Source organism: Shinella sp. 1A1 (assembly GCF_055379515.1).
This window is the reverse complement of the sequence record NZ_AP039671.1, coordinates 2,967,033-2,991,565: the sequence shown is the minus strand read 5'-3', so window position 1 is coordinate 2,991,565 and position 24,533 is coordinate 2,967,033. Positions and strand designations below refer to the sequence as shown.

The 24,533-nt window shown below is 66.5% G+C and carries 28 protein-coding genes; 17 read left to right on the top strand and 11 right to left on the bottom strand.

What is annotated here, in order from left to right:
* Positions 1 to 31: 31 nt before the first annotated feature.
* From ACZ48C_RS14635 to ACZ48C_RS14610, 6 genes are all read left to right on the top strand, one after another.
* On the top strand, positions 32 to 457 hold the full coding sequence (locus tag ACZ48C_RS14635) for an MAPEG family protein (RefSeq protein WP_464781552.1): 426 nt from the start codon (positions 32 to 34) through the stop codon (positions 455 to 457).
* Positions 458 to 489: 32 nt separating this feature from the next.
* Positions 490 to 1,131 carry a LysE family translocator gene (locus ACZ48C_RS14630; RefSeq protein WP_454635942.1) on the top strand — a complete coding sequence of 214 codons (642 nt, stop codon included), beginning with the start codon at positions 490 to 492 and terminating at the stop codon, positions 1,129 to 1,131.
* A gap of 3 nt (positions 1,132 to 1,134) precedes the next feature.
* On the top strand, positions 1,135 to 1,620 hold the full coding sequence (locus ACZ48C_RS14625; RefSeq protein ID WP_464781551.1) for a hypothetical protein: 486 nt from the start codon (positions 1,135 to 1,137) through the stop codon (positions 1,618 to 1,620).
* Positions 1,617 to 2,369, top strand: a complete 753-nt coding sequence (locus tag ACZ48C_RS14620; RefSeq protein WP_464781550.1) for an SDR family oxidoreductase — start codon at positions 1,617 to 1,619, stop codon at positions 2,367 to 2,369. Before ACZ48C_RS14625 ends, ACZ48C_RS14620 begins: the two co-directional genes overlap by 4 nt.
* 23 nt (positions 2,370 to 2,392) lie before the next feature.
* Positions 2,393 to 3,799 carry a dihydrolipoyl dehydrogenase gene (gene lpdA, locus ACZ48C_RS14615; RefSeq protein ID WP_464781549.1) on the top strand — a complete coding sequence of 469 codons (1,407 nt, stop codon included), beginning with the start codon at positions 2,393 to 2,395 and terminating at the stop codon, positions 3,797 to 3,799.
* An 82-nt stretch (positions 3,800 to 3,881) separates the two neighbouring features.
* Positions 3,882 to 4,376 (top strand): DUF2867 domain-containing protein, encoded by a 495-nt coding sequence (locus ACZ48C_RS14610; RefSeq protein WP_464781548.1) that lies wholly within the window; start codon positions 3,882 to 3,884, stop codon positions 4,374 to 4,376.
* On the opposite strand, the gene ACZ48C_RS14605 is transcribed toward ACZ48C_RS14610, so the two are convergent.
* A complete protein-coding gene (locus ACZ48C_RS14605) occupies positions 4,360 to 5,442 on the bottom strand; it encodes a TraB/GumN family protein (RefSeq protein ID WP_463620446.1) in 1,083 nt (360 codons plus the stop codon). The two genes, ACZ48C_RS14610 and ACZ48C_RS14605, sit on opposite strands and share 17 nt — an antisense overlap.
* A 62-nt stretch (positions 5,443 to 5,504) precedes the next feature.
* Positions 5,505 to 6,440 (bottom strand): tyrosine recombinase XerC, encoded by a 936-nt coding sequence (locus tag ACZ48C_RS14600; protein ID WP_464781547.1) that lies wholly within the window; start codon positions 6,438 to 6,440, stop codon positions 5,505 to 5,507.
* A 279-nt stretch (positions 6,441 to 6,719) separates the two neighbouring features.
* On the opposite strand from ACZ48C_RS14600, the gene ACZ48C_RS14595 reads away from it, so the two are divergent.
* The 9 genes from ACZ48C_RS14595 (at position 6,720) to ACZ48C_RS14555 (ending at position 17,675) form a co-directional block, all read left to right on the top strand.
* Positions 6,720 to 7,853, top strand: coding sequence for an AAA family ATPase (locus ACZ48C_RS14595; protein ID WP_464781546.1), 1,134 nt, complete (start codon positions 6,720 to 6,722; stop codon positions 7,851 to 7,853).
* A 58-nt stretch (positions 7,854 to 7,911) separates the two neighbouring features.
* Positions 7,912 to 10,116, top strand: a complete 2,205-nt coding sequence (locus tag ACZ48C_RS14590) for a primosomal protein N' (RefSeq protein ID WP_464781545.1) — start codon at positions 7,912 to 7,914, stop codon at positions 10,114 to 10,116.
* A 103-nt stretch (positions 10,117 to 10,219) separates the two neighbouring features.
* Positions 10,220 to 10,603 carry an AGROH133_08824 family phage infection protein gene (locus ACZ48C_RS14585; protein ID WP_119258978.1) on the top strand — a complete coding sequence of 128 codons (384 nt, stop codon included), beginning with the start codon at positions 10,220 to 10,222 and terminating at the stop codon, positions 10,601 to 10,603.
* A gap of 262 nt (positions 10,604 to 10,865) precedes the next feature.
* Entirely contained in the window at positions 10,866 to 11,432 is a 567-nt protein-coding gene (locus ACZ48C_RS14580) for a F0F1 ATP synthase subunit delta (protein ID WP_119258977.1), read from the top strand.
* Positions 11,432 to 12,961: a F0F1 ATP synthase subunit alpha gene (atpA, locus tag ACZ48C_RS14575; protein ID WP_119258976.1), complete on the top strand. Its 1,530-nt coding sequence runs from the start codon at positions 11,432 to 11,434 to the stop codon at positions 12,959 to 12,961. Before ACZ48C_RS14580 ends, atpA begins: the two co-directional genes overlap by 1 nt.
* A gap of 100 nt (positions 12,962 to 13,061) precedes the next feature.
* On the top strand, positions 13,062 to 13,943 hold the full coding sequence (locus ACZ48C_RS14570; RefSeq protein WP_318910161.1) for a F0F1 ATP synthase subunit gamma: 882 nt from the start codon (positions 13,062 to 13,064) through the stop codon (positions 13,941 to 13,943).
* Between the two features lie 26 nt (positions 13,944 to 13,969).
* Complete coding sequence (atpD, locus tag ACZ48C_RS14565) at positions 13,970 to 15,562, top strand: F0F1 ATP synthase subunit beta (protein WP_119258974.1); 1,593 nt, start codon at positions 13,970 to 13,972, stop codon at positions 15,560 to 15,562.
* A 70-nt stretch (positions 15,563 to 15,632) separates the two neighbouring features.
* A complete protein-coding gene (locus ACZ48C_RS14560) occupies positions 15,633 to 16,040 on the top strand; it encodes a F0F1 ATP synthase subunit epsilon (RefSeq protein WP_119259045.1) in 408 nt (135 codons plus the stop codon).
* 207 nt (positions 16,041 to 16,247) lie between these two features.
* Complete coding sequence (locus tag ACZ48C_RS14555; protein ID WP_119259044.1) at positions 16,248 to 17,675, top strand: mannose-1-phosphate guanylyltransferase/mannose-6-phosphate isomerase; 1,428 nt, start codon at positions 16,248 to 16,250, stop codon at positions 17,673 to 17,675.
* On the opposite strand, the gene ACZ48C_RS14550 is transcribed toward ACZ48C_RS14555, so the two are convergent.
* Positions 17,672 to 18,421, bottom strand: a complete 750-nt coding sequence (locus tag ACZ48C_RS14550; protein ID WP_464781544.1) for a metallophosphoesterase family protein — start codon at positions 18,419 to 18,421, stop codon at positions 17,672 to 17,674. The two genes, ACZ48C_RS14555 and ACZ48C_RS14550, sit on opposite strands and share 4 nt — an antisense overlap.
* Before the next feature lie 144 nt (positions 18,422 to 18,565).
* Between ACZ48C_RS14550 and ubiG the strand changes: the two genes are divergently transcribed.
* Positions 18,566 to 19,315: a bifunctional 2-polyprenyl-6-hydroxyphenol methylase/3-demethylubiquinol 3-O-methyltransferase UbiG gene (gene ubiG, locus ACZ48C_RS14545; protein ID WP_464781543.1), complete on the top strand. Its 750-nt coding sequence runs from the start codon at positions 18,566 to 18,568 to the stop codon at positions 19,313 to 19,315.
* Between the two features lie 25 nt (positions 19,316 to 19,340).
* On the opposite strand, the gene ACZ48C_RS14540 is transcribed toward ubiG, so the two are convergent.
* From ACZ48C_RS14540 to ACZ48C_RS14525, 4 genes are read right to left on the bottom strand one after another with little or no spacing between them, the layout of a single operon-like run.
* Positions 19,341 to 19,769, bottom strand: coding sequence for a DUF1178 family protein (locus tag ACZ48C_RS14540; RefSeq protein WP_464781542.1), 429 nt, complete (start codon positions 19,767 to 19,769; stop codon positions 19,341 to 19,343).
* Positions 19,766 to 20,635 (bottom strand): carbon-nitrogen hydrolase family protein, encoded by an 870-nt coding sequence (locus tag ACZ48C_RS14535; RefSeq protein WP_464781541.1) that lies wholly within the window; start codon positions 20,633 to 20,635, stop codon positions 19,766 to 19,768. Before ACZ48C_RS14535 ends, ACZ48C_RS14540 begins: the two co-directional genes overlap by 4 nt.
* An 11-nt stretch (positions 20,636 to 20,646) precedes the next feature.
* The gene (gene grxC / locus ACZ48C_RS14530) at positions 20,647 to 20,901 is read right to left on the bottom strand and encodes a glutaredoxin 3 (RefSeq protein ID WP_119259043.1); all 255 of its coding nucleotides are present in this window, start codon (positions 20,899 to 20,901) and stop codon (positions 20,647 to 20,649) included.
* Between the two features lie 34 nt (positions 20,902 to 20,935).
* On the bottom strand, positions 20,936 to 21,727 hold the full coding sequence (locus ACZ48C_RS14525; RefSeq protein ID WP_464781540.1) for a ComF family protein: 792 nt from the start codon (positions 21,725 to 21,727) through the stop codon (positions 20,936 to 20,938).
* 61 nt (positions 21,728 to 21,788) lie between these two features.
* On the opposite strand from ACZ48C_RS14525, the gene ACZ48C_RS14520 reads away from it, so the two are divergent.
* The gene (locus ACZ48C_RS14520; protein ID WP_464781539.1) at positions 21,789 to 22,658 is read left to right on the top strand and encodes a methyltransferase domain-containing protein; all 870 of its coding nucleotides are present in this window, start codon (positions 21,789 to 21,791) and stop codon (positions 22,656 to 22,658) included.
* 3 nt (positions 22,659 to 22,661) lie between these two features.
* Here ACZ48C_RS14520 and ACZ48C_RS14515 read toward each other — a convergent pair whose 3' ends face one another.
* The 4 genes from ACZ48C_RS14515 to ACZ48C_RS14500 all read right to left on the bottom strand — a co-directional run bounded on the left by ACZ48C_RS14515 (position 22,662) and on the right by ACZ48C_RS14500 (position 24,496).
* The gene (locus tag ACZ48C_RS14515) at positions 22,662 to 22,838 is read right to left on the bottom strand and encodes a Flp family type IVb pilin (protein ID WP_119258967.1); all 177 of its coding nucleotides are present in this window, start codon (positions 22,836 to 22,838) and stop codon (positions 22,662 to 22,664) included.
* Positions 22,839 to 22,884: 46 nt separating this feature from the next.
* Positions 22,885 to 23,205, bottom strand: a complete 321-nt coding sequence (locus ACZ48C_RS14510; protein WP_119258966.1) for a hypothetical protein — start codon at positions 23,203 to 23,205, stop codon at positions 22,885 to 22,887.
* A gap of 113 nt (positions 23,206 to 23,318) precedes the next feature.
* The gene (locus ACZ48C_RS14505; protein WP_464781538.1) at positions 23,319 to 23,741 is read right to left on the bottom strand and encodes a (deoxy)nucleoside triphosphate pyrophosphohydrolase; all 423 of its coding nucleotides are present in this window, start codon (positions 23,739 to 23,741) and stop codon (positions 23,319 to 23,321) included.
* Positions 23,738 to 24,496 carry a GNAT family N-acetyltransferase gene (locus tag ACZ48C_RS14500; RefSeq protein ID WP_464781537.1) on the bottom strand — a complete coding sequence of 253 codons (759 nt, stop codon included), beginning with the start codon at positions 24,494 to 24,496 and terminating at the stop codon, positions 23,738 to 23,740. The genes ACZ48C_RS14505 and ACZ48C_RS14500 overlap by 4 nt, the downstream gene beginning before the upstream one ends.
* Positions 24,497 to 24,533 lie beyond the last annotated feature (37 nt).

Sequence of the window (24,533 nt, the reverse complement as noted above, 5' to 3'; positions counted from 1 at the left end):
ACCGAGCCAGAAGCCAGGAAGCGCAATCGCCATGGACGTGTCCTCCCTTTCCGCATCGCCTTTCCTGCCGATGGTCGGCTGGAGCGCCGTTCTCCTCGCCGTCCATGTCATGCTGCAGGCCTTCACGATGAGTGCGGAAGCCGCAAGGACGATGGGCGCTTCGTGGAATCCCGGGCCGCGCGACGTGGACTTCAAGCCTTCCGGCAAGATCGCCGGCCGCGCCGCGCGGGCATCCGGCAATTTCCGCGAGACCTATCCGGCCTTCGTCGCGCTGGCGCTGGCCCTCGCGCTGAGGGGCGATGCCTCCGGCTGGGGCATCGGCGGCGCCTGGTTGTGGTTTGCCTGCCGTATCGTCTACATTCCGCTCTATCTGGCTGGCGTGCCCTATGTCCGCTCGCTGGCATGGGTCGGCTCGATGCTTGGCCTTGCCGCGATGTTCGCGGCGCTGGTCTCTTGACGGCGGCTTGCGCCTGAAACGGAGCAGATGCGATGCATCCCTATCTCTTCGAACTCGCTTCCCTGATGGCGATCTTCGCCTTCGCCATCGTCTCGCCGGGCGCGGACCTCGCCATGGTCATGCGCCAGTCTATCGTGCAGGGGCGGCGCGCGGCGATCGTCACGTCCTTCGGCATCGGCGCTGCGCTGATGCTGCATGTCACCTATACGATCCTCGGGCTCGGCCTCATCATCTCGCAGTCGATCTACCTCTTCAACATCGTGAAGTGGTGCGGCGTCGCCTATCTCGTCTATATCGGCATCAAGGCGCTGCGCGCCGGCAAGGCCGATCTTTCCGTCGAGGCGATGGGCGGCGAGGAGGACAAGGGCCGTCAGACGGCGCTGCGCGCCTTCGGCCTCGGCTTCCTTGCCAATGCGCTCAATCCCAAGGCCGTCTTCTTCTTCCTGTCGATCTTCTCGACGGTCGTCGGTGCCCATACGCCGATCGCCGTCAAGTTCGGCTACGGCCTCGTCATGGCGACGTGCCTTATCGCCTGGTTCGTCGGCGTCTCGCTGTTCATGACGACACCGAAGATGCAGGCCGCTTTCTCGCGCATGAGCCAGTGGATCGACCGCACGAGCGGCCTCGTCTTCATCGCGCTCGGCATCAAGCTCGCCACGGAAAAGGCCCACTGAGCGATGCGCGCCGCCCTCGTCCTTGCCGGATTGCTCGCCGCGACCGCCGCCTCCGCGGCGGAATGCCGGCAGGAGCATGCGATCTATGCGGATCGCGACGGGGGCTATGAGCTGGCTTTCGAGCCCGTCGGCTCCGACGCCGCGGTGACGACCCATCACTTCAAGCTGAAGGTGCTGGCCAGCAATACGGTGCTCGACGGCATCGTCATGCCGGGCGATCCGGCGCGCTCGAACGGCATGGTCATGCACGATTGCCCCGAGGGCGATTCCACCGGCGAGGAGATCGCTGCCTGCACCGTCTGGGAAGGCGTGATCTACGCCCTTGACAGTGGCGACGCCACGCTCCTGCCGGAAGAGGGCAAGGCGGCGGCCGAAACCCTGCTTCTATCCGGCTTCGGCGCCTCGCTGCGCTATTCGAAGCTCTGGGACGAGGGTAAGGCGAGCGCCGTGCCGTGGGACGTCTTCAAGCGCAAGGGATGCAAGGCATGAGCGAGGCACCCGTTCTTCTCGTCACCGGCGGAAGCCGCGGCATCGGCGCCAGCGTCTGCCGCATGGCGGGCGCGGCCGGCTGGCAGGTCGCGGTGAACTATGTTTCCAATATCGCGGCCGCCGAGGCGGTGGTAGCGGAGATTCGCGATGCCGGCGGTTCGGCTCTCCCCGTTCAGGGCGACGTCGGCAGCGAGCTCGGGCTCGCCTCGATCTTCTCCGCCATCGACGGTACTTTCGGCCGGCTGGATGGCCTCGTGAACAATGCCGGCATCGTCGCCACGCCGCAGCGCGTCGACGAAATGTCCGCCGAGCGGCTGGAACGCATGTTCGCCGTCAACGTCATGGGTTCGATCCGCTGCGCGCAGGAAGCGGTGCGCCGCATGTCGACGCGCCATGGCGGGCGGGGCGGTTCCATCGTCAATCTGTCGTCCGTGGCGGCGCAGCTCGGCGCGGCCGGGCAATATGTCGACTACGCCGCCAGCAAGGGCGCCATCGAGAGCTTCACCATCGGCCTTGCCCGCGAGGTCGCTGCGGAGGGCGTTCGCGTCAATCTCGTGCGCCCGGGCATCATCGACACCGAGATCCACGCCTCCGGCGGCCTGCCGGACCGGGCGCGGGACATGGCCTCGCTGATCCCGATGCAGCGGCCGGGTACGGCCGACGAAGTCGCCCATTCCATTCTCTATCTTCTCTCCGACGCGGCATCCTATGTGACGGGTGCCGCCCTCAACGTCAGCGGCGGCCGCTAGGCCCCGCGCAGGAAGGACTTGCCATGGCATATGATCTCATCGTTATCGGTTCCGGCCCCGGCGGCTATGTCTCAGCCATCAAGGCGGCCCAGCTCGGCCTCAAGGTCGCGGTCGTCGAGAAGCGCGCGACCTATGGCGGCACCTGCCTCAATGTGGGCTGCATCCCCTCCAAGGCGCTGCTGCACGCTTCCGAGACCTACAGCCACGCCGCCCACGGCATGGACGCGCTCGGCATCGAGGGCGTGAAGCCCACGCTGAACCTGTCGAAGATGATGGCGCACAAGGATGCGACGGTGAAGTCGAATGTCGACGGCGTCGCCTTCCTCTTCAAGAAGAACAAGATCGACGGCATCCAGGGCACCGGCAAGGTGCTCGGCGCGGGCAAGGTTTCCGTCACCAGTGACAAGGGCGAGGAGCAGGTCCTGGAGACGAAGAACATCGTGATCGCCACGGGGTCTGACGTCGCCGGCATTCCGGGCGTTCCGGTCGAAATCGACGAAAAGGTCATCGTCTCCTCGACGGGCGGCATCGCGCTCGACAAGGTGCCGGGCCATCTGGTGGTCGTCGGCGGCGGCGTCATCGGCCTCGAGCTCGGCTCCGTCTGGGCCCGCCTCGGCGCCAAGGTCACGGTCGTCGAATATCTCGACGCCATCCTCGGCGGCATGGACGGCGAGGTCTCCAAGCAGTTCCAGCGCATGCTCGCCAAGCAGGGCATGGACTTCAAGCTCGGCGCCAAGGTGACGGGCGTTACGAAGTCCGGCTCTGGCGCGAAGGTGACCTTCGAGCCCGTCAAGGGGGGCGATGCCACCACCATCGACGCCGACGTCGTGTTGATCGCGACGGGCCGCAAGCCCTACACCGAAGGCCTCGGCCTTGCGGAAGCTGGCGTCGCGCTCGACAGCCGCGGCCGTGTCGAGATCGACAAGCATTTCCAGACCAACGTCCCCGGCATCTATGCCATTGGCGACGTCGTGCGCGGCCCGATGCTCGCCCACAAGGCCGAGGACGAGGGCGTCGCCGTCGCCGAAATCCTTGCCGGCCAGGCCGGTCACGTGAACTACGACGTCATCCCCGGCGTCGTCTACACCCAGCCGGAAGTCGCCTCCGTCGGCAAGACGGAAGAAGAACTGAAGGCCGCGGGCATCGCCTACAAGGTCGGCAAGTTCCCCTTCACCGCCAACGGCCGCGCCCGCGCCATGCTGGCGACGGACGGCTTCGTGAAGGTGCTGGCCGACAAGGAGACGGACCGCGTGCTCGGCGTCCACATCGTCGGCTTCGGCGCCGGCGAGATGATCCACGAGGCGGCCGTCCTCATGGAATTCGGCGGCTCCTCGGAAGACCTCGGCCGCACCTGCCACGCGCACCCGACCATGTCGGAAGCCGTCAAGGAAGCCGCGCTCGCGACCTTCGCCAAGCCGATCCATATGTGATCTAGACAGGCGGCTGCGACAACCGGCCGCCTGTCCTGCCCGTTCGAACAGGCGCAGCATGCAGGCACTCAAGGAGGCCTGCATGTCGCCCGTGTCGAGACCCGTCTCGCTGCCCCATCCCATTCTTCCCGCCGCCGACTGGGCGGATCGCTTCACGCTCGGCCTTGCGGTCGAGGGGCTGACGGCGCGGGAGGCGGCGCGGCTGGCGCTGGAGCATCCGCCGGGCTGGGTGCGCAGGCTCATGGTGCTGCGCAACGCGCTGGTCGCGCCCTTCGGTCTCAAGGGGGCGGCGGAAAGGGTGGCGACGTCGGAGACGGAGATCGGCGGTTTCCCGGTGGTGAGCGCCAGCGACGGCCGGGTCGTCCTCGGCTTCGATGACCGGCATCTCGATTTCCGCATCGTCATCGACGTGCTGCAGGACCGGCCGAGCGGCCAGACCCTTTCCGTGATGACGCTGGTCCATTGCAACAACCTGATTGGCCGGCTCTATCTCGCGGTGGTCATGCCGTTCCACAAGCTGATCGTGCGCAGGATGCTGTCGGGCATCGGCGAGCGGGTCCTCACTTCACCGCGGTGACCGAAAAACCTTCCTTGCGCAGCAGTTCGACGACGCCTTCAGGGCCTGCCAGATGCAGCGCGCCGACGGCCATGAAGACATTGCCTTCCGCCAGGATCGGCGCTGCGCGTGTCGCCATGACATGGTTGCGGTCGACGATGATGCGCTGCTCGAAATCCGCATAGGCCTTCGCGTCCTCGGTCGTTTCGGGCGCGGCGGCGCGCATCATCGGCATGATCATGCCGGTGTCGCCGGCAAGATAGAGCTGGCTCATCGTCTCGATGACGTCGGTCAGCTTGTCGCCGAGTTCGACCGTCTGCACGAGGCCCTGGATCTGCGGCTCGACCGGCAGGGAATCGAGGGCGGAAATCTGCTCGATGAGCGTTTCGAGGCCCTTCAGCGTCTTGCCTTCGGCAAGCGCGTCCTTGGCGAGGCGCTGGTCGAGGAAGGCGGCGCCGGCCGTCTTGCGGGCGATCTCGCAGGCCGGCAGCGCGACGAAGCTGGCGATCATCCATGGCTTCATGCGGCTGACGGCGGCAAGCGACAGGCCGCGGCTCTTCAGGCCCTCCGCCAGCCTTTCCGCTTCGGCCTTGTCGATGAAGTCGGTGATGGACTTGCCACCCGCGAACATGGTGAGATCCGGGCGGGCCATGATCGTCGCGCCGGCCTTCTTCTCGTCGGCGATCTCGTCCGATTCGACGATGACCGTCGAAGCGGCGGCATAGGCGGTGCGGGCGGCCTCCGGCATGGCGAGCACGCGCGGGTCCGTCACATGCATGGTGCCGAGCAGCCAGGAGGCGGGGCGGCCGTCCTTCTCGATCTTCCAGAAGATGCCCTTGCCGTTGGGCAGCGCGTCGGCCTCGGCGCGCAGCTTCGCATAGCCGGCGGGATCGTCCTTCTCGTACTGGACCAGCAGGTTCTCGCCGCCGCAGGCCGGCGGCTCCTGCGCATGCGCCGGGGAAAGGGTCGCCAGCACGAGGAGGAAGGACAGGGCGAGGAGGACGTTTATGGCGGCGAGCAGCCAGAGGCCCGCATCGGCGGCCCGGTCGGCGAGCGCCAGTCGGGTTTTGTGAAGAAGGACTGTCATGGTCGAACGCTCCGAATTTCGCCGGACCCTAGCCGTCGTCCTCCTCACAATCCCTTAACGGATCAGGCGCGGGGATGGGCGCGGTCGTAGATTTCGAGCAGGCGCGCCGAATCGACGCCGGTATAGACCTGCGTGGTGGAAAGGCTGGCATGGCCGAGCAGTTCCTGGATGGTGCGCAGATCCCCGCCGCCGGCCAGGAGATGCGTGGCGAAGGAATGGCGCAGCGCATGGGGCGTCGCGCTGTCCGGCAGGCCGAGCGCGCCGCGCAGCTTCTGCATCTCGCGCTGGATGATGGCGGGTTGCAGGGGGCCGCCGCGCGCGCCGCGGAAGAGCGGCCCGTCTTCGCCGAGCGGGTAGGGGCAGAGCTTGATATAGTCCTCGACGCCCGTGCGGGCCGGGACGATCAGCGGCACGATGCGCGTCTTGCCGCCCTTGCCGGTGATGCGCAGCGATGCGGGGCTGCCGGCAAAATCGGCGGGGGTCAGCGACAGCGCTTCGGAGATGCGCAGGCCGCAGCCGTAGAGGAGGGCGAGGACCGCCGCATTGCGCACGCGGATCCAGGGCTCCTCGGCCAGTTGTTCATGGGCGTCGACGACGGCGATGGCCTGCCGGTCCGACAGTGGCTTGGGCAGGGATTTCGGCTGCCTGGGCGAGCGTACCGCGGTGGCGCCCGCGGCATTGGCAAGGCCCTTGCGCTCGAGATGGCGCAGGAAGGAGCGCAGGCCCGCAAGGCCGCGGCCGAGCGTGCGCGCACCGGCGCCGTCGCGGCGGCGGGCGGCGAGGAAGCCGCGCAGGTCCGCCGGGCGCAGGGCCTCGATGTCCTTGAGGCTGGCAGGGGCGGCGATATGTTCGGTGAGGAAGGCGAGGAACTGGCGCGTGTCGCGCTCATAGGCCTCCAGCGTGTTGTCGGAAAGCCGGCGCTCGCCGGCAAGAGCCGCAAGCCAGCCCTGCCGCTCGGCCATGAGCGCCGGATCGGCGATGATGAGAAGTTCGGTCATGTCCTGCCTCCGGCATTTGCAAGGCTATCGCATAGGGAATTCGAGGTTTCCGCCCTTTCCTTCTCCCCTCGGGGAGAGGTGGCCCGAAGGGTTGGATGAGGGGGATGGAGAGACGCCTTCCTTGCACGTGCGATAGCCTTCTGGCGTTCGGGACAGGATGGGCGATGCATGGCTAAGGAATTGCTAACGTTCCGCCCCGGGGCTGGGCAAGCACCGCCGCCTTCCTCTAGACATGGTGGCTCGTATAGAGAGAGCTTTCTTCCGCATCCGGGTAAGCGCATGCTGCTTCGTTCCATGTCCGCCGAAAACTACCGGTCGCTCCGCTCGATCCGCATGGATCTCGGGCGGGTGAACCTGTTCGTCGGCGAGAACGGGGCCGGCAAGTCGAACCTCTACCGCTCGCTGCAACTGGTGCAGGCCGCGGTGCGCGGCACCTTCGCCCACGAGATCGCGGCGGAGGGCGGCATGGCTTCGGCGCTGTGGACCGGCAGGCGGCGGGCGAACGAGCCGGTGCGCATCCGGCTGGAGACCGAACTGCTCGACGAGGACCGGGCGATCACCTTCCGCTACCGCGTCGAGGCGGGGCTGCGCCCGCCGAAGGCCTCAGCAGGCTTCGCCTTCGAGCCGCAGGTGAAGGCCGAGGAGCTTTCCATCGAAACCGGCCGCCGGCCGGTGACGGTGATGAAGCGCGCGGGGCCGGGGATCATGGTCCGGGATGAGACCGGGCGCATGGTCGAGCATCCCGAGCAGGCGCTGACCTCGGAGACGGCGATCGCCCTTCTCGGCGATGCCGGGCACTATCCCGAGATCGGCACCTTCCGCCGCGCGGTGTCGCAATGGCGCTTCTTCCACGGCTTCCGCTCGGATCGCGGCTCGGCGCTGCGCCAGCCCTGCCTTGCCGTCACCGCGCCGCTGCTCGACGAGGACGGCGCCAACATGGCGGCGGTCTTCGCGACGCTCGTATGGACGCGGGAGGATACGGTCGATCTCGACCGCGCCATCGCGGATGCGTTCGGCGGGGCGAAGCTTTCCGTGCCGGAGCCGGAGGAATTCGCGTCCTTCGGCCTCGTCTTCCCGCAGTTTCCACAGCGCGTCTTCCAGCCGCGCGAACTCTCCGACGGGCAGATCCGTTTCCTTTCGCTCGCCGCCGCGCTGCTCTCCTACCGCACCCCGCCGCTGATCGCGCTCAACGAGCCGGAGGCGAGCCTTCATCCCGACATGTTGCCGCCGCTCGCCGGCATGATCGCGCGGGCGGCGGAGACGAGCCAGCTCTGGATCGTCACCCATTCCGAACGGCTGGCGCAGGAGGTGGAGGCGCGCTGCGGGGTGCGGGCGAAGCGCGTCGTGCGCAACGACGGGGCCACCTGGATCGACGGCATGCGGCTCACCGGCGAAATGGACGAGGACGAATGAGCGGCGCGGCGATCTTTGCGGTTCTCTTTGCGCACCGGCGGGGGCATCTTCGCGGGAAATGAGCAGCGATTCGACCAACCTCTTCGGGGAAAGGCTTTTTCCACGCACCGTGCCCGTCCTGGTGCCGGTGCCGACGGCCGTCGCCTATTCCTATACGGTGCCGGAGGGCATGGCGGTGGAGCCGGGGTCCATCGTGCAGGTGCCGCTCGGCCCGCGCCTTGTCGCCGGCGTCGTCTGGGATGGCGGGGATGACGGCAGGGTCGATCCGAAGAAGCTGCGGCCCATCGAGAAGGTCTTCGACTGCCCGCCGCTTTCGAAGGAGATGCGCGATTTCCTCGACTGGGTCTCCGCCTATACGGTGACGCCGCCGGGGCTCGTCGCCCGCATGGCGCTGCGCGCGCCGGCCGCCTTCGATCCCGAACCGATGATCGAGGGCCTGCGCTTCACCGGCCACCGGCCGGAGCGTCTGACGAGCGCGCGCGAGCGCGTATTGGAAATGGTCGAGGACGGCATCCCGTGGACCCGGTCGGGCCTTGCCCATGCCTCCGGCACCTCGACGAGCGTCATCGACGGGCTGGTGAAGCAGGGCAGTTTCGAGACCGTGTTCCTGCCGCCGCCGCCGGTGGTGGCCGCGCCCGATCCCGACTATGTCGCCCCGCGGCTCGAAGGGCCGCAGACGGAGAGCGCGGCCGATCTGGTCGAGAGCGTGCGCAAGGGCGGCTTTTCCGTCTCGCTGATCGACGGCATCACCGGCTCGGGCAAGACGGAGGTCTATTTCGAGGCGATCGCCGAGACGCTGCGGCAGGGCCGGCAGGTGCTCATCCTCCTGCCGGAGATCGCGCTGACGGCGAGCTTCCTCGAACGCTTCCACGACCGCTTCGGGGCCAAGCCGGCGGAGTGGCATTCCGATCTTGCCCCGCGCATCCGCGAAAAGGTCTGGCGGCAGGTGACGACGGGGGATGTGCGGGTGGTGGCCGGCGCGCGCTCGGCGCTGTTCCTGCCCTTCGAGAATCTCGGCCTCGTCATCGTCGACGAGGAGCACGATCCGGCCTACAAGCAGGAAGACCGCGTCTTCTACAATGCCCGCGACATGGCGGTGGTGCGGGCGCGCATCGGCGATTTCCCGGCCGTGCTCGTCTCGGCGACGCCCTCGGTGGAAAGCCGGGTCAACAGCGAGGTCGGGCGTTACCGCAAGCTGCACCTGCCGACGCGCTACGGCGATGCGGCGCTGCCGGACCTGCACCTCATCGACATGCGCCGCCATCCGCCGGCGCGCGGCGGCTTCCTCTCGCCGGTCCTCCTGCGCGGCATCGCCCGCACCATCGAGAAGGAGGAGCAGGCGCTGCTCTTCCTCAACCGGCGCGGCTATGCGCCGCTGACGCTCTGCCGGGTCTGCGGCCATCGCTTCCAGTGCCCGCAATGCTCGAGCTGGCTGGTGGAGCACCGGTTCCGCGGGCAGATCCAGTGCCACCATTGCGGCTATGCCGAGCGCACGCCCGAGGCCTGCCCGGAATGCGGCACCTTCGATCATCTGGCGGCCTGCGGGCCGGGGGTGGAGCGCATCGCGGAGGAGGTGGAGCGGCATTTTCCGGAGGCGCGGACCATCGTGCTCTCCTCCGACCTCATGGGCGTCAAGCGCCTCCGGCTGGAGCTGGAGGCCATCGCGCGGGGCGAAGCGGATATCGTCATCGGAACGCAGCTCGTCGCCAAGGGGCACAATTTCCCGCTGATGTCGCTGGTCGGGGTGGTGGATGCCGATCTCGGCCTTTCCAACGGCGATCCGCGCGCGGCGGAGCGGACGTTCCAGCTTCTTTCGCAGGTGACGGGTCGCGCCGGGCGTTCGGGCCTCAAGAGCCACGGCCTCATCCAGACCTACCAGCCGGCCCATCCCGTCATGCAGGCGATCGTTTCGGGCGATGCACAGGCCTTCTACGACCGCGAGATCGGCGAGCGGGAAAAGGCGCTGCTGCCGCCGTTCGGACGGCTCGCCTCGGTCATCGTCTCGGCCGACAGCCGCGGCGAGGCGGAAGCGCATGCGAGGGGGCTGCGACAGGCCGCGCCCCATGTCGACGGTATCTCGATCCTCGGCCCGGCGGAGGCGCCGCTGGCGCTGGTGCGGGGCCGCCATCGGTTCCGCCTGCTGGTGCACGGCCGGCGGGGCAGCGACATGCAGACCTTCCTGCGCGCCATGCTGGCGAACGGGCCCAAGGAGCGCGCCTCGCTCCAGGTCCAGCTCGATATCGACCCGCAGAGCTTCCTGTGAGGCGCAGGGTTAACAAAGAATTGTGCGAATTGGCCCCGTGCGCTTCTGCGCGCCGGGCGCCTGTGCGATAGAAGGCCGCAGCAACCGACGGGAGAGACGCCAGATGGAATTCTACATCCCCACCGAGACCGGCGAGCTCCTGGCGTTCCTGGCGGCCATCGTCACGGGGCTTTTCGGCCTCTTCGTGCTCTTCGCGCCCGGCATGGCGCTCAAGTTCGCCGGGCTCCAACCGAAGGAGGGCAGCCGCGAGGCTTATGCCTTCGCCCGTTCGGCCGGCGGCTTTCATGCGGGGCTTGCAATCGTGGCGCTGATGATGGCGCAGAGCTGGATCTACATGGCCATCGGTGGCGGTTTCGCGCTGGCCGCCTTCGGTCGCATCCTCTCCCTGATGTCGGACCGTTCCTTCTCGCTGAAGAACCTTCTCGCGCTCCTCGTGCAGGCGGTGCTCGCCGCCCTGCCGCTCGGCTACGCCTTCGGCTTCATCTGACCGGAAAACCGGGCCGCGAAGGCCCGCCAGCGTGTAAATAGACCACGCGCAGTCAACTTTTGCCCCGACTGTGGCCGACTTATGGCGCATTCCTGCGTCCGGCGTGTTGCGAGTCCCGGTTTCGTATGCTAGACGAACCGCGAAATTCAGAAAAAGCGGGCGCCCGAGCCTGTGGGAACTGAAGATTACCGCAACGATTTCAGATGGTTAGGACCGTAGCTTCGCTACTGCCCAGCGCTCTGGATGATAAGAAGAGAAGCTTGTGCCCGTGGCAGACACATCCCAGCTTGTTTCCGGTGTTGCAGAAAGATACGCGTCTTCGCTTTTCGACCTCGCTCAGGAAGCCGGTTCGGCTGACAGTGTCGGTGCCGATCTCGCCCGTTTCCAGGCGTTGATCGACGAAAGCGACGACCTGAAGCGGCTGATCGCCAGCCCTGTCTTCTCCGCCGAAGATCAGACCAAGGCCATTGCCGCCGTCGCCGCCAAGGCCGGCATTACGGGCCTCGTGGCAAACTTCCTCAAGGTGGTTGCGTCCAATCGTCGCCTTTTCGCCGTTCCCGGCATGATCAAGGCATATCGCGTCATCGCGGCCCGCGCCCGCGGCGAAATCACGGCCGACGTCACCTCGGCCCATGCGCTGACCGCAGCGCAGGAAAACGAATTGAAGGCGGCGCTGAAAGGCGTCACCGGCAAAGACGTGGCGGTTGCCGTCACCGTGGATCCGTCCATTCTCGGTGGTCTGATCGTCAAGGTGGGATCGCGCCAGATCGACACGTCCCTTCGCACCAAACTCTCTACTCTTAAGCTTGCACTGAAAGAGGTCGGCTGATGGATATCCGCGCCGCGGAAATTTCCGCAATTCTCAAAGATCAGATCAAAAACTTCGGCAAAGAGGCGGAAGTCTCGGAAGTCGGCCAGGTGCTTTCCGTCGGTGACGGTATCGCCCGCGTTTACGGCCTCGACAATGTCCAGGCCGGTGAAATGGTGGAGTTCCCCGGCGGCATCCGCGGCATGGCGCTGAACCTGGAAAGCGACAACGTCGGTGTCGTTATCTTCGGTTCGGACCGTGACATCAAGGAAGGCGACACCGTCAAGCGTACGGGCGCCATCGTTGACGTGCCGGTCGGTCCGGAACTGCTCGGCCGCGTCGTCGACGCGCTCGGCAACCCGATCGACGGCAAGGGTCCGATCAATGCCAAGCAGCGCGCACGCGTCGACGTCAAGGCTCCGGGCATCATTCCGCGCAAGTCGGTTCATGAGCCGATGTCGACCGGCCTCAAGGCCATCGACGCCCTCATCCCGGTCGGCCGCGGCCAGCGCGAGCTCGTCATCGGCGACCGCCAGACCGGCAAGACCGCCATCATTCTGGACACGATCCTGAACCAGAAGGCCATCCACGACAACGGCCCGGACGGCGACAAGCTGTACTGCGTCTACGTCGCTATCGGCCAGAAGCGTTCGACCGTCGCCCAGTTCGTGAAGGTTCTCGAAGAGCGCGGCGCTCTCCAGTACTCGATTATCGTTGCTGCCACCGCGTCCGACCCGGCGCCGATGCAGTATCTCGCACCGTTCGCCGGCTGCGCGATGGGCGAATACTTCCGTGACAACGGCAAGCACGCCCTCATCGGCTATGACGACCTTTCCAAGCAGGCCGTTTCCTACCGCCAGATGTCGCTGCTGCTGCGCCGCCCGCCGGGCCGCGAAGCTTACCCGGGCGACGTCTTCTACCTGCATTCGCGTCTCCTCGAGCGCGCTGCAAAGCTCAACGACGACATGGGTGCTGGCTCGCTGACGGCTCTGCCGGTCATCGAAACCCAGGGTAACGACGTTTCGGCGTTCATCCCGACCAACGTGATCTCGATCACCGACGGCCAGATCTTCCTTGAAACGGACCTGTTCTACCAGGGTATCCGCCCGGCCGTTAACGTCGGTCTGTCGGTTTCCCGCGTGGGCTCGTCCGCACAGATCAAGGCGATGAAGCAGGTCGCCGGCTCGATCAAGGGCGAGCTTGCCCAGTATCGCGAAATGGCAGCCTTCGCCCAGTTCGGCTCGGACCTCGACGCCGCGACGCAGCGTCTGCTCAACCGCGGTGCACGCCTGACCGAACTCCTGAAGCAGCCGCAGTTCTCGCCGCTGAAGACGGAAGAGCAGGTCGTCGTGATCTTCGCCGGCGTCAACGGCTACCTCGACAAGCTTCCGGTCGCACAGGTCGGCAAGTTCGAGCAGGGCCTGCTCGGCTACATGCGTTCCGAGGGCAAGGCTATCCTCGACACGATCCGCACGGACAAGGCCATCAGCGATGACACGAAGGGCAAGCTCAAGGCTGCTCTCGACGCCTTCGCCAAGACCTTCGGCTGAGCTGACGGTTCAAGCCCTGCGCGCTCACCGGCGCGCAGGCGCCCCGAACTTTGGATTTGACGCATGATCCCTCCGGATCGTGTTACAGGACGGAAAACGGATGCCTTCACTTAAGGATCTGAAAAACCGGATCGCCTCCGTCAAGGCGACGCAGAAGATCACCAAGGCGATGAAAATGGTCGCCGCGGCGAAGCTTCGGCGTGCCCAGGAAGCGGCCGAGGCCGCCCGGCCCTATTCGCAGCGCATGAGCGCCGTTCTCGCGAACATCGCTCAGGCTGTCGGCCAGGACGACAGCGCACCGCGCCTGATGACCGGCACGGGCAAGGACGATGTCCACCTGCTCGTCGTCTGCACGGCCGAACGCGGCCTGTGCGGTGGCTTCAACTCGCAGATCGCGCGTCTGGCGCGTGACCATACCCGCAAGCTTCTGGCGAGCGGCAAGACGGTCAAGATCATCTGCGTGGGCAAGAAGGGCTTCGATATCCTGCGTCGCGAATTCGCTTCGCTGATCATCGACCGCGTCGACCTTCGCGAAGTCAAGCGCATCGGCTTCACCAATGCCGACGAGATCGGCCGCAAGGTCATCGGTCTCTTCGAACAGGGCGAATTCGACGTCTGCACGCTGTTCTATTCCGAGTTCAAGTCGGTCATCGCGCAGATCCCGACCGCGCTCCAGCTCATCCCGGCCTCCGCTCCGGCGGCAGCTGCCGAGACGACCGGCGCGACGGCGATCTACGACTACGAGCCGGATGCCGGCGCGATCCTCGGCGACCTCATCCCGCGCAACATTTCGGTGCAGATCTTCCGGGCGCTGCTCGAGAACGTCGCCGGCGAAATGGGCGCCAAGATGAGCGCCATGGACAACGCGACCCGCAATGCTGGTGAGATGATCAACAAGCTGACGCTCAACTACAACCGTCAGCGCCAGGCTCAGATCACCAAGGAACTCATCGAAATCATCTCGGGCGCCGAAGCGCTCTAAGGACCAGGACAAAGAGGGTAAGAGATATGGCTAAGGCAGCTACCCCGAAGGACACCGCAGCGGCGAAGAAGCCGGCTGCGAGCAAGACGGTAACGGCGGCGGCTCCGGCCGCAGCGGCAACCAAGGCTTCGGCCACTGCCGCCAAGGCAAAGGCACCGGCCGCGAAGACCGCTGCGACCAAGGCTTCGGCTCCGGTCGCAGCCGGCGCAACCGGCCGCGTTACCCAGGTTATCGGCGCCGTCGTTGACGTCGCCTTCGACGGCGCTCTGCCGCTCATCCTGAACGCGCTGGAAACCGACAACAACGGCAACCGCCTCGTTCTCGAAGTCGCCCAGCACCTCGGTGAAAACACCGTCCGCACGATCGCCATGGACTCGACCGAAGGTCTCGTCCGCGGTCAGCCGGTCACCGACACGGGCGCTCCGATCTCCGTTCCGGTCGGCGACGAGACCCTCGGCCGCATCATGAACGTCATCGGCGAGCCGGTCGACGAAGCCGGTCCGCTCGTCACCAAGGCCAAGCGCGCCATCCACCAGGACGCTCCGGCCTATGTCGAGCAGTCGACGGAAGCGCAGATCCTCGTCACCGGCATCAAGGTCGTCGACCTTCTCGCTCCCTACGCAAAGGGCGGCAAGATCGGCCTCTTCGGCGGCGCAGGCGTTGGCAAGACCGTTCTCATCATGGAACTGATCAACAACGTCGCCAAGGCGCACGGTGGTTACTCGGTGTTCGCAGGCGTGGGTGAACGCACCCGCGAAGGCAACGACCTTTACCACGAAATGATCGAATCGGGCGTGAACAAGCACGGCGGCGGCGAAGGCTCCAAGGCCGCTCTCGTTTACGGCCAGATGAACGAACCGCCGGGCGCCCGCGCTCGCGTCGCCCTCACGGGTCTGACGATCGCTGAAGACTTCCGCGACAAGGGCCAGGACGTTCTGTTCTTCGTCGACAACATCTTCCGCTTCACGCAGGCAGGTTCCGAAGTGTCGGCTCTGCTCGGCCGTATCCCGTCGGCCGTGGGCTATCAGCCGACGCTCGCCACGGACATGGGCCAGATGCAGGAACGCATCACCACCACGACCAAGGGCTCGATCACCTCGGTTCAGGCCATCTACGTTCCCGCCGACGACTTGACCGACCCCGCGCCGGCAACCTCGTTCGCCCACCTCGACGCCACGACCGTTCTGTCGCGCTCGATCGCCGAAAAGGGCATCTACCCGGCCGTTGACCCGCTCGACTCCACGTCGCGCATGCTCGACCCGATGGTTGTCGGTGAAGAGCACTACGAAGTCGCCCGTAAGGTCCAGACGACCCTGCAGCGCTACAAGGCTCTCCAGGACATCATCGCGATCCTGGGCATGGACGAACTGTCGGAAGACGACAAGCTGGCCGTTGCCCGCGCCCGCAAGATCGAGCGCTTCCTGTCCCAGCCGTTCTTCGTCGCCGAAGTCTTCACCGGTTCGCCGGGCAAGCTCGTCGCTCTCGAAGACACGATCAAGGGCTTCAAGGGCCTCGTCAACGGCGAGTACGACCATCTTCCGGAAGCTGCCTTCTACATGGTCGGCTCCATGGAAGAAGCCATCGAGAAGGCCAAGAAGCTGGCTGCCGAAGCTGCTTGATGATTGTCGGGCGCCCGCACCGGGCGCCCTTCTCTTCCCGGCCGTATGAAATCAGAAGAAGTGAATGGTCATGGCTGACAGTTTCAACTTTGAACTCGTTTCCCCCGAGCGCCTGCTGGTTTCCGGCAGCGTCAGCGAAGTCGTCATCCCGGCGACCGAGGGCGAGATGACCGTCATGGCCAACCATGCGCCGACCATGACGACGATCAAGCCGGGCATCGTCACCGTGAAGACGGCCGATGGCAAGAAGGACCGCTACGTGGTCTTCGGCGGTTTCGCCGACATCATTCCGACCGGTTGCACGCTGCTCGCCGAATCGGCCGTTCATGTCGACGAATTCAACAACGACGACATCACGCGCCGCATCGAAGCTGTCCGCAAGGAGCTCGACCACGTGAAGACGGACGACCAGAAGTTCGGCATCGAGACCTATCTCGCCGAGCTGACGACGCTCCAGGGCATCGTGATGCCGGTCTGATGCCGGTCGCTTGAAACACATCGAACCCGCTCCGGCGGGTTTTTTGTTGCCTTGTTTCGGGCGGAAGGACTCCTTTACCTTTCCGCGAGAATGGCTCACCCTTCATTCTGACAACCGCAGCGCGATTTCCTGTTTCTTTACGGGACGAGAGGAGATTGGCGCGAGATGCGGTCGCCGCGATGGCGGCTGGATGTCAGGATGGAATGGATGAGCAGCAAGATCGTACCCGTCATCATGGCCGGCGGAAAAGGCACCCGCCTCTGGCCCCTGTCGCGCGCTTCGGCGCCCAAGCAGTTCCTCGAATTCCTCGGGGAAACGACGCTCTTCCAGAAGTCGCTGGCGCGGGTTTCCGACAAGGCGCTTTACGAGCCGCCGGTCATTGTCACCAACAGCGATTTCCGTTTCCTTGTCGCCGAACAGGCGCGGGCGGTCGACATGGCGCTGACCTCCATCCTTCTTGAGCCAGTGGCGCGCAACACAGCGCCGGCGCTTGCCGCCGCCGCGACGCTGATCGCCCGCGTCCATGGCAGTGACGCGATCATGCAGGTGCTCGCCTCCGACCATGAGATCGACGCCGATGCGACCTATTTCGACTGCATCGCCAAGGCGGCCGCCGCCGCCCGCACCGGACGCCTCGTGACCTTCGGCATCACGCCCAAGGAGCCGGCGACCGGCTACGGCTATATCGAGATTGGCGAGGAACTCGGCAACGGCGCCCATGCTGTGCGCCGCTTCGTCGAGAAGCCGGACCACGACAACGCCGCCGCCATGCTGGCGACGGGCGGCTATTTGTGGAATTCCGGCATGTTCATGCTGCCGGTCGGCCATTTCCTGCGCGAGTTGCAGCAATATGCGCCCGAGGTGCTGAATGCGGCGAGCGAAGCGGTCGCCAAGGCGCAGCACGACCTCGATTTCGAGCGGCTGGACGCCGAGGCCTTCGCCCGCGCGCCGGATATTTCCGTCGACTACGCCATCTTCGAGAAGACGCCGATTGCCGCCGTCGTGCCTTCGCCCATCTCCTGGTCCGATCTCGGCAGTTGGGATTCCGTGTGGAAGACCGGCCAGCGGGACGAGGCGGGCAATGTCGCCGACGGCAGCACGACGGTTCTCGACACGCGCAATTCGCTGGTGATTTCCCGCGATATCCATGTCGCCGTGCAGGGGCTGGAAAATGTCGCGGTCGTCGCCAGCGAGGATGCCGTCTATGTCGGGCGGCTGGAGGACAGCCAGAATGTCGGCAGGCTGGTGAAACATCTCGCGGCGCTGCCCAAGACGGCCAAGCTGACGGAGACGCATCCGACCTCCTACCGCCCCTGGGGCGGCTATACGTCGGTGCTGAACGGCGAGCGCTTCCAGGTCAAGCGCCTCTTCGTGACGCCCGGCAAGCGGCTGTCGCTGCAAAAGCACCATCACCGCTCGGAGCACTGGATCGTCGTGCGCGGCACCGCCGAGGTGACGATCGGCGACAGGACGATCCCGCTGCGCGAGAACGAGTCGGTCTATATTCCGCAGGGCGAGATGCACCGGCTCGCCAATCCCGGCAAGATCCTGCTGGAACTCATCGAGGTCCAGACCGGCTCCTATCTCGGCGAGGATGACATCATCCGCATCGAGGACGAGTTCGGCCGCGGCTAGAGAAGCGTCTCGCCGTCGGGTGTGACCTTCAGGGCCGTCAGGCGGCCGGTGGCGTAGCAGGTCGTGTCGATGCAGATGCGGCCCGGGCGGAAGACCGGCTCGGGCCCCGCCGTGTGACCGTGGATGACGGTGACGGGCAGGCCCGGCCCCTCGCTGAGGAAGGGCTCGCGGATCCACATCATGTCGTGGTCTTCCTGCTGGCGCAGCGGCACGCCGGGCAGGATGCCCGCATGCACGAAGAGGCGGTCGCCGCAGCGGGCGGCGATCGGCAGGCCTTGCAGGAAGGCGATATGGCGGGCGGGCATGCGTGCCCGAAGGTCCGAGCCAAGAGCCTCCAGGCCGCCGGGGCGGTCGAGATAGCCGGACGGCTCCAGCCCGTAGGAGCGCAGCGTCGCATCGCCGCCGAAATCGAGCCAGCGCTGGTGCCGGGGCGGATCGGCGATGAATTTCAGGAACGTGTCGTCATGATTGCCGCAGAGCGCGATGCGCTCGATGCCGTCGCCATGGCGTTCCGCGGCGAGATGCTCGATGACGGCGCTCGAGGCCGGGCCGCGGTCCACATAGTCGCCGAGATAGACGATCAACGGCTGCGCGCCCGGATGGCCGGCCGCATCCTCCCGAATGCGCGCCTCCAGCGCCAGCAGCGCGGCATGGCAGCCGTGCACGTCGCCGATGGCGTAGATGAGCGACCGGTCGGCGGCAAGGGTGAGGCGCTGGCGGGGGGAGGCGGATGCGGATGCGGTCATGGTGACTGTCATAGCCGCCCGGGCGGGGCGCGGTCCAGAGCCGTTGCCGCGCTGGGCAGGGGCGGCCGCGCTTCACTTCGCCCTCTTGACATCCGCCGCGTTGAGGCCGACTTCACGAGGGAGAAGACGCGAAGGAGACGAGCCATGAGCGAGGCAGCCCGCACGACGATCGACCAGGCGGAAGTCGACCGCTTTTCCGCCATGGCCGCCGAGTGGTGGGACCCGGCCGGAAAGTTCCGGCCGCTGCACAAGTTCAATCCCGTTCGCCTCACCTATGTCCGCGATCTCGTCTCCGCCCAGTTCGGCCGCGATCCGCGATCCCATCGCCCGCTCGAAGGTCTGCGCATCCTCGATATCGGCTGCGGCGGGGGCCTGCTATCCGAGCCGATGGCGCGCATGGGGGCGGATGTGCTGGGGGCGGATGCATCGGAAAAGAATATCGGCATCGCCAAGGCCCATGCGGCCGGCAGCGGCGTTCCGGTCGATTACCGCGCGGTGACGGCCGAGGCGCTGGCGGAAGCGGGCGAGACCTTCGACGTCGTGCTCAACATGGAAGTGGTCGAACACGTCTCTGACGTCGATTTCTTCCTCGGCACCTGCGCCTCCATGGTGCGGCCCGGCGGCATGATGTTCGTCGCCACGATCAACCGCACGCTGAAGGCTGCGGCGCTGGCTATCTTCGCGGCGGAGAATGTGCTGCGCTGGCTACCGCGCGGCACCCATCAATACGAGAAGCTGGTGCGGCCGGAAGAGATCGAAAAGCCGCTCACGGCATCCGGCCTGACGGTGACGGACCGCACGGGCGTGTTCTTCAATCCGCTGCTCAACCAGTGGAACCTCTCGAAGGACATGGACGTGAACTACATGCTGGTCGCGCGCCGCGCGTCCGCCTGATCTTCGCATTCTGGGCGATGCGGCGTCAGTTCGTGTCGTCGGGCAGGACGGGCAGGGGGGCGACTTCGACGCCTTCCTCGAGAAGGTCGCGTACCTCGTCCGCAGTCGCCCGGCCGACCAGGCCACGCTGCTCGGTCTCGCCGTAGTGGATCTTGCGGGCTTCCTCGGGAAAGCGGTCGCCGACATCCTCGGAATTCGCGCGGATGGTCGAGACGATCTCGCGCAGCTTCGCCATCATCTCGCGCTGGCCGGTCTGCACCGCCAGTTCCTGACGCCGCTGCTTCTTGCGGGCGGTCGAGACGGAGGGCGCCATCAGCCGCTTGGAAACGTGGGTCGAGCCGCAGGTCGGGCAGGAGACGAGCGCCATCTTCTGCTGGCGGTCGAAATCGTCCGCCGAGCCGAACCAGCCTTCGAAGGCGTGGCCGTTGTCGCAGGAGAGTTCGTAGCGGATCAAGCGGCAACGCCTCCCTTCGCGGGCGCGCCGGGCTCTTCGCCCGTTACTTCCAGGCTGAAGCTGCGCCCGTTGCGCAGGTTGGGGATCTTGTCGCGGGCGGCCTTCACGGCGGCGGTGTCGACCTCAGCCAGCACCACGGCCTCGCCAGTGCCGCCGGCGGAGGCGAGCACGCGGCCCCAGGGATCTACGATCATCGAGTGGCCGAAGGTCTCGCGACCGTCCTCGTGCACGCCCGCCTGCGCGGCCGCGACGATATAGACGCCGTTCTCGATGGCGCGGGCGCGCAGCAGCGTTTCCCAATGCGCCTCGCCCGTCTGGCGGGTGAAGGCGGCGGGAACGGAGATGATCTGCGCGCCGGCCTGCGCCTCGGCCTTGAAGAGTTCGGGGAAGCGCACGTCGTAGCAGATGGCGAAGCCCAACCGCCCGAAGGGAAGGTCGGCAAGGCGCGCGACCGCGCCCGGCGAATAGACCGCGCTCTCGCGCCAGCTCTCGCCATTGTCGAGGTCGACGTCGAACATGTGGATCTTGTCGTAGGTGCAGATGCGCGCGCCGTCCGGACCGAAGAGGAAGCCGCGATTGGCGACCTTGCCGTCGGCAAGCGCGATGGCGGTGGAGCCGACATGGACGTGGATGGCGAGTTCGGCCGCAAGCTGCGCGGCGGCGGCGACCACTGGGTCGTCCTCCTCCTGCCGCAGGATGGCCTTGAGGCCGGCGCGGTCTCTTTGCAGGGCGCCGGTCATTTCCGGGGTCTGGACATAGGTGGCGCCCTTGGCGGCCGCCTCGCGCACGAGCCGCCGCATCGTCTCCACGTTGCGGACCGGATCGGTCCCGGAGCACATCTGGACGGCGGCGATCGTGACGGTCATGGGCGGTCTCCTCAGGCGGCGAGCAGGGCGTCGAGTTCGCCGGCGCGCTCCAGCGCATGCAGGTCGTCGCAGCCGCCGACATGGCGGTCGTTGATGAAGATCTGCGGGAAGGTGCTGCGGCCGGCGCGCTGGATCATCTCCTGGCGAAGCTCGGGCGCGTGGGTGGCGTCGTGCTCCTCATAGGCCACGCCCTTCGTCTCGAGGAGTTTTTTCGCGGCGCTGCAATAGCCGCAGAACTGACGCGTGTAGATGACGACCGAAGCCATGCGTTCCTGCTCCAATGCTTGAAAAACCTGCCTTTCATATAGGTCCGGGAAGCGCCCTTGCAAAGGTCAAAACGGTCACGTCGCTGACACCGGCCCGTTTCAGGCTGCGCGTCACGGCGGCGACGGTGGCCCCTGTCGTATAGACATCGTCGACAAGGACGACGCGGCGGCCGAACAGGGCTTCCCGGCCGGCGGTCGTGATGGCGAAGGCGCCGCGCACGTTCTCCTCGCGGGCGCGCGGGCCAAGGCCCACTTGCCGGCGCGTGCGCTTGGTGCGGCGGAGCGCGTCGACAAGCACGGGCTTGCCGGCAAGCCTTCCGATGGCGCGGGCAAGCTCGGCCGCCTGGTTGAACTTGCGCCAGATGAGGCGGGAGCGGTGCAGCGGCACGGGCAGGATGACATCCGCCGCCTGCACGCTGCCGTCGCCCGCGCGCAGCATCCACCCCGCCATCATGGGCGCGAGATCGGTGCGGTCGCGGTATTTCAGCGACTGGACGAGGATGCGGGCAAGATCGTCATAGAGCGCGACGGAGCGCAGCCGGTCGAAGGGCGGCGGATTGGCGATGGCGTCGGCGCTGAGGATGCCCGGCCCGAGATCGTGCGAGAAGGGCGTGCCGAGCACGTCGCAATAGGGCCGCTCGATCAGCGCCAGCTTCGACCAGCAATGCGGGCAGAGGCTCGCCTTGCTGCCGAGGAGCACGCCGCAGCCCGCGCAGGCCGGCGGATAGACGATGTCGAGCGCGGCGCCGGCAAGGGCGAGAAACCGGTGGGCGGCAGCCTGCCGGAAGGGGACTGCCGGCAATGGATCCGCCTCGATTTCGCCCATGCGGTTGACAATAGTCGCAGTTCGCGGCCAAAGCGAAGGAAATCCGAACGGGACTTCTCTCATGGAAACGCTCTTCGACCACGCCCTCATCGATGCCAACCGCCTGCGGGCGCTGCGCGGCGAGCCGGCGGACTTCCTCCTCAACGTGGTGGCGCGGGAGCTTGCCGAACGGCTCAGCGTCATCGATCGCCGCTTCGAGCGCGCCGTCGAGTTGCACGGCCATACGGGGGCGGCGGCGCGGGCCATCGTCGAGACCGGCAAGGTGGATGCGCTGGAGCGCGTGGAGAGCGACCGGCGCTTTGCCGGGCAAGGGGAGGCGGTCGTCGTCTCGCCGCTCGAGACGGTGCCTCTGGAGCCGCAGTCGGTCAACCTCATCGTCTCGCCGCTTTCCCTGCATCTCACCAACGACACGCCCGGCGTCTTCGTGCAGATCCGCCGTGCGCTGAAGCCCGACGGGCTGTTCCTCGCGGCCATTCCGGGCAGCGGCACGCTGCAGGAGCTGCGCGAGGTGCTGCTTGCCGCCGAGAGCGAGATCGCGGGCGGGGCGAGCCCGCGGGTCATTCCCTTCCCGGATGTGCGCGATGTCGGCGCGCTGCTCCAGCGCGGCAGCTTCGCCCTGCCGGTGACGGACAAGGAGAGCTATACGGTCCGCTACGATTCGATCTTCCCGCTGATGAAGGACCTGCGCGCCATGGGCATGGCCAATCCGCTCACCGGCCGCAGCCGGCGGCCGCTGACGCGGGGTATCCTGCTTCGGGCGGCGGAGCTCTATGCGGAACGGTTTTCCGATCCGGACGGGCGCATCCGGGCGACATTCTCGATCATCTATGTCTCGGGCTGGGCGCCGCATGAAAGCCAGCAGAAGCCGCTGAAGCCCGGCTCGGCGAAGATGCGCCTTGCCGATGCGCTCAAGCAGGGCGGACAGGAATAGCCGTCAGTTCGGCGACTTGATCTTGTCGTTGAGCGTCATGAAGGTGTTGTTCAGGCTGTCGCTGAACGCCGTTAGCCCCGCGAGCAGGCCAACGGAGATGAGGGCTGCGAGAAGGCCGTATTCCACGGCGGTCGCCCCTTTTTCGTCGGAGAGGAACGATCGTACTAGTCCTGCAATCATTCCACCTCTCCCGTGTGCCACGCGGCACGTGACTTTCGCGCGCGGTTCAGCAGCCGCTGCCCGCTCCCGGGCCGTCAACGATGCAGACGGCGCCTGGCATTTCCTGTAGCACGCTGCGGCGGACCGTGTAGCGCTTGCCGGTTTCCGCCGGCTGGACGGAGCCCGTGGAGATCATGTCGAACTCGTCCGGCACGTTCGCCATTATGCGTTTGTCGGTCTTGGCCGACAGGACCGGGGTGAGGACCAGTGCAAGGGCGATCACCGCCGTACCGAACAACAGGGCAAGGTTCAGCGCACCGGTCCGGGTGTCGCCGGCCGGGGTGAAATCCTTCTCCTGAACGGCTTTCCAGAAGTCTTCGTCACGCATCACAGGGTCTCGTAAGCATTCATTGCAACGTTTAGGCCCAATCTTTGAACGAGGGTGCTAAATGATTGCTTAACGCAGACCGGAAAATGCGAGGTTATTCCCTGCCTTGAGGCTCAGAGCAGGTCCATCAGGAAGGGGATGAGCGGCTCGTCGGCCGGCGGCATCGGATAATCGCGCAGCGCCTTCGGCCGCACCCACTTGATCGCCTGTCCCTCGCGGCCCCGCGCGGTGCCCTCGAAGCGCCGGCAGACATAGAGCGGCATCAGCAGGTGGAAGTCGTCATAGGTGTGGCTGGCGAAGGTCAGCGGCGCGAGGCACTGGATCTTCGTGGCGATGCCGAGTTCCTCGTCCAACTCGCGGATCAGCGTCTCCTCCGGCGTCTCGCCGGGCTCGACCTTGCCGCCGGGAAATTCCCACAGGCCGGCGAGCTGCTTGCCCTCGGGGCGCTGGGCAAGAAGGATGCGGCCGTCGGCATCGACCAGCGCGCAGGCGGCGACGAGGAGGATGCGGCGCTGTTTTGCGTTGGTCTCGGTCATGCCGCGTGCGGTCCCCGGTAGCTGTATTCGTAGACGTCCCGGAAGCCGGCGCGGCGGTAGAGCGCAAGCGCGGCCGCATTGTCCGCCTCGACCTGCACCCAGGCATGACGGGCGCCCTTGAGCTTGGCCCAGCGCAGGCTGGCATGCAGGATCGCCGTGCCGAGACCCCGGCCGCGTCGCTCTTGTGCAACGCCGAGCTGGAGGATGCCGGCAAGGTCATTGTCCTGCACGGCGATGGTCACGGCGGTCGGGCCGAAATCGGGCTCCTCGAAGATGAAGAGGCCGGCCTCCGGCTTGATGGCGTTGATGATCTCGGTAAGGCCCGGCTTGAGGCCGGGATCGTCACCGGCGACGCGGATGCGCGCATCGACGAAGCGGCCGACGTCGCGGCTCGGCAGGTGGTCGAGACCCTCGTCGCGCGACAGGTCCGCAAGGTCCACCATCATGACGATGGTCCGGCCGACATTCGCCCAGCCGGCCTCGTCCATGAAGGCGACGAGCTTTTCGGGGGTAAGGGGCGTCTGGCGCACCAGCAGCGGGCGGCCGTAATCGGCAAAGCGCTTGGCCGCCTTTTCGAGGCGGATCTCGATGTCGCGCGTATCGGAGGGATCGAGTGGATTGACGGAGTTCAGCCGGCGCGAGGGATGGCCCGCCGTCAGCCGGCAGAGCCAGCTTCCGTCATACTGCACGCTGGCCGCGGGCCATGCGCGGAAGCCGACGGCTTCCAGCCGCCGGACTTTCGGGAGATCGCTCATCGTCGTCTTCTGTCCGGAAGGGGTCACGCTCCGGGCC

Excerpts from the sequence above, each read along its gene's own strand:
- ACZ48C_RS14570 (WP_318910161.1), top strand. The coding sequence starts at position 13,062 with ATGCCTTCACTTAAGGATCTGAAAAACCGGATCGCCTCCGTCAAGGCG.
- ACZ48C_RS14560 (WP_119259045.1), top strand. The coding sequence starts at position 15,633 with ATGGCTGACAGTTTCAACTTTGAACTCGTTTCCCCCGAGCGCCTGCTG.
- lpdA (WP_464781549.1), top strand. The coding sequence starts at position 2,393 with ATGGCATATGATCTCATCGTTATCGGTTCCGGCCCCGGCGGCTATGTC.
- ubiG (WP_464781543.1), top strand. The coding sequence starts at position 18,566 with ATGAGCGAGGCAGCCCGCACGACGATCGACCAGGCGGAAGTCGACCGC.
- ACZ48C_RS14590 (WP_464781545.1), top strand. The coding sequence starts at position 7,912 with ATGAGCAGCGATTCGACCAACCTCTTCGGGGAAAGGCTTTTTCCACGC.
- ACZ48C_RS14610 (WP_464781548.1), top strand. The coding sequence starts at position 3,882 with ATGTCGCCCGTGTCGAGACCCGTCTCGCTGCCCCATCCCATTCTTCCC.
- ACZ48C_RS14500 (WP_464781537.1), bottom strand. The coding sequence starts at position 24,496 with ATGAGCGATCTCCCGAAAGTCCGGCGGCTGGAAGCCGTCGGCTTCCGC.
- grxC (WP_119259043.1), bottom strand. The coding sequence starts at position 20,901 with ATGGCTTCGGTCGTCATCTACACGCGTCAGTTCTGCGGCTATTGCAGC.
- ACZ48C_RS14535 (WP_464781541.1), bottom strand. The coding sequence starts at position 20,635 with ATGACCGTCACGATCGCCGCCGTCCAGATGTGCTCCGGGACCGATCCG.
- ACZ48C_RS14625 (WP_464781551.1), top strand. The coding sequence starts at position 1,135 with ATGCGCGCCGCCCTCGTCCTTGCCGGATTGCTCGCCGCGACCGCCGCC.
- ACZ48C_RS14620 (WP_464781550.1), top strand. The coding sequence starts at position 1,617 with ATGAGCGAGGCACCCGTTCTTCTCGTCACCGGCGGAAGCCGCGGCATC.
- ACZ48C_RS14605 (WP_463620446.1), bottom strand. The coding sequence starts at position 5,442 with ATGACAGTCCTTCTTCACAAAACCCGACTGGCGCTCGCCGACCGGGCC.
- ACZ48C_RS14550 (WP_464781544.1), bottom strand. The coding sequence starts at position 18,421 with ATGACCGCATCCGCATCCGCCTCCCCCCGCCAGCGCCTCACCCTTGCC.
- ACZ48C_RS14555 (WP_119259044.1), top strand. The coding sequence starts at position 16,248 with ATGAGCAGCAAGATCGTACCCGTCATCATGGCCGGCGGAAAAGGCACC.
- ACZ48C_RS14505 (WP_464781538.1), bottom strand. The coding sequence starts at position 23,741 with ATGACCGAGACCAACGCAAAACAGCGCCGCATCCTCCTCGTCGCCGCC.
- ACZ48C_RS14525 (WP_464781540.1), bottom strand. The coding sequence starts at position 21,727 with ATGGGCGAAATCGAGGCGGATCCATTGCCGGCAGTCCCCTTCCGGCAG.
- ACZ48C_RS14600 (WP_464781547.1), bottom strand. The coding sequence starts at position 6,440 with ATGACCGAACTTCTCATCATCGCCGATCCGGCGCTCATGGCCGAGCGG.
- ACZ48C_RS14520 (WP_464781539.1), top strand. The coding sequence starts at position 21,789 with ATGGAAACGCTCTTCGACCACGCCCTCATCGATGCCAACCGCCTGCGG.
- ACZ48C_RS14515 (WP_119258967.1), bottom strand. The coding sequence starts at position 22,838 with ATGATTGCAGGACTAGTACGATCGTTCCTCTCCGACGAAAAAGGGGCG.
- ACZ48C_RS14595 (WP_464781546.1), top strand. The coding sequence starts at position 6,720 with ATGCTGCTTCGTTCCATGTCCGCCGAAAACTACCGGTCGCTCCGCTCG.
- ACZ48C_RS14585 (WP_119258978.1), top strand. The coding sequence starts at position 10,220 with ATGGAATTCTACATCCCCACCGAGACCGGCGAGCTCCTGGCGTTCCTG.
- ACZ48C_RS14510 (WP_119258966.1), bottom strand. The coding sequence starts at position 23,205 with ATGCGTGACGAAGACTTCTGGAAAGCCGTTCAGGAGAAGGATTTCACC.
- ACZ48C_RS14630 (WP_454635942.1), top strand. The coding sequence starts at position 490 with ATGCATCCCTATCTCTTCGAACTCGCTTCCCTGATGGCGATCTTCGCC.
- ACZ48C_RS14635 (WP_464781552.1), top strand. The coding sequence starts at position 32 with ATGGACGTGTCCTCCCTTTCCGCATCGCCTTTCCTGCCGATGGTCGGC.
- atpD (WP_119258974.1), top strand. The coding sequence starts at position 13,970 with ATGGCTAAGGCAGCTACCCCGAAGGACACCGCAGCGGCGAAGAAGCCG.
- atpA (WP_119258976.1), top strand. The coding sequence starts at position 11,432 with ATGGATATCCGCGCCGCGGAAATTTCCGCAATTCTCAAAGATCAGATC.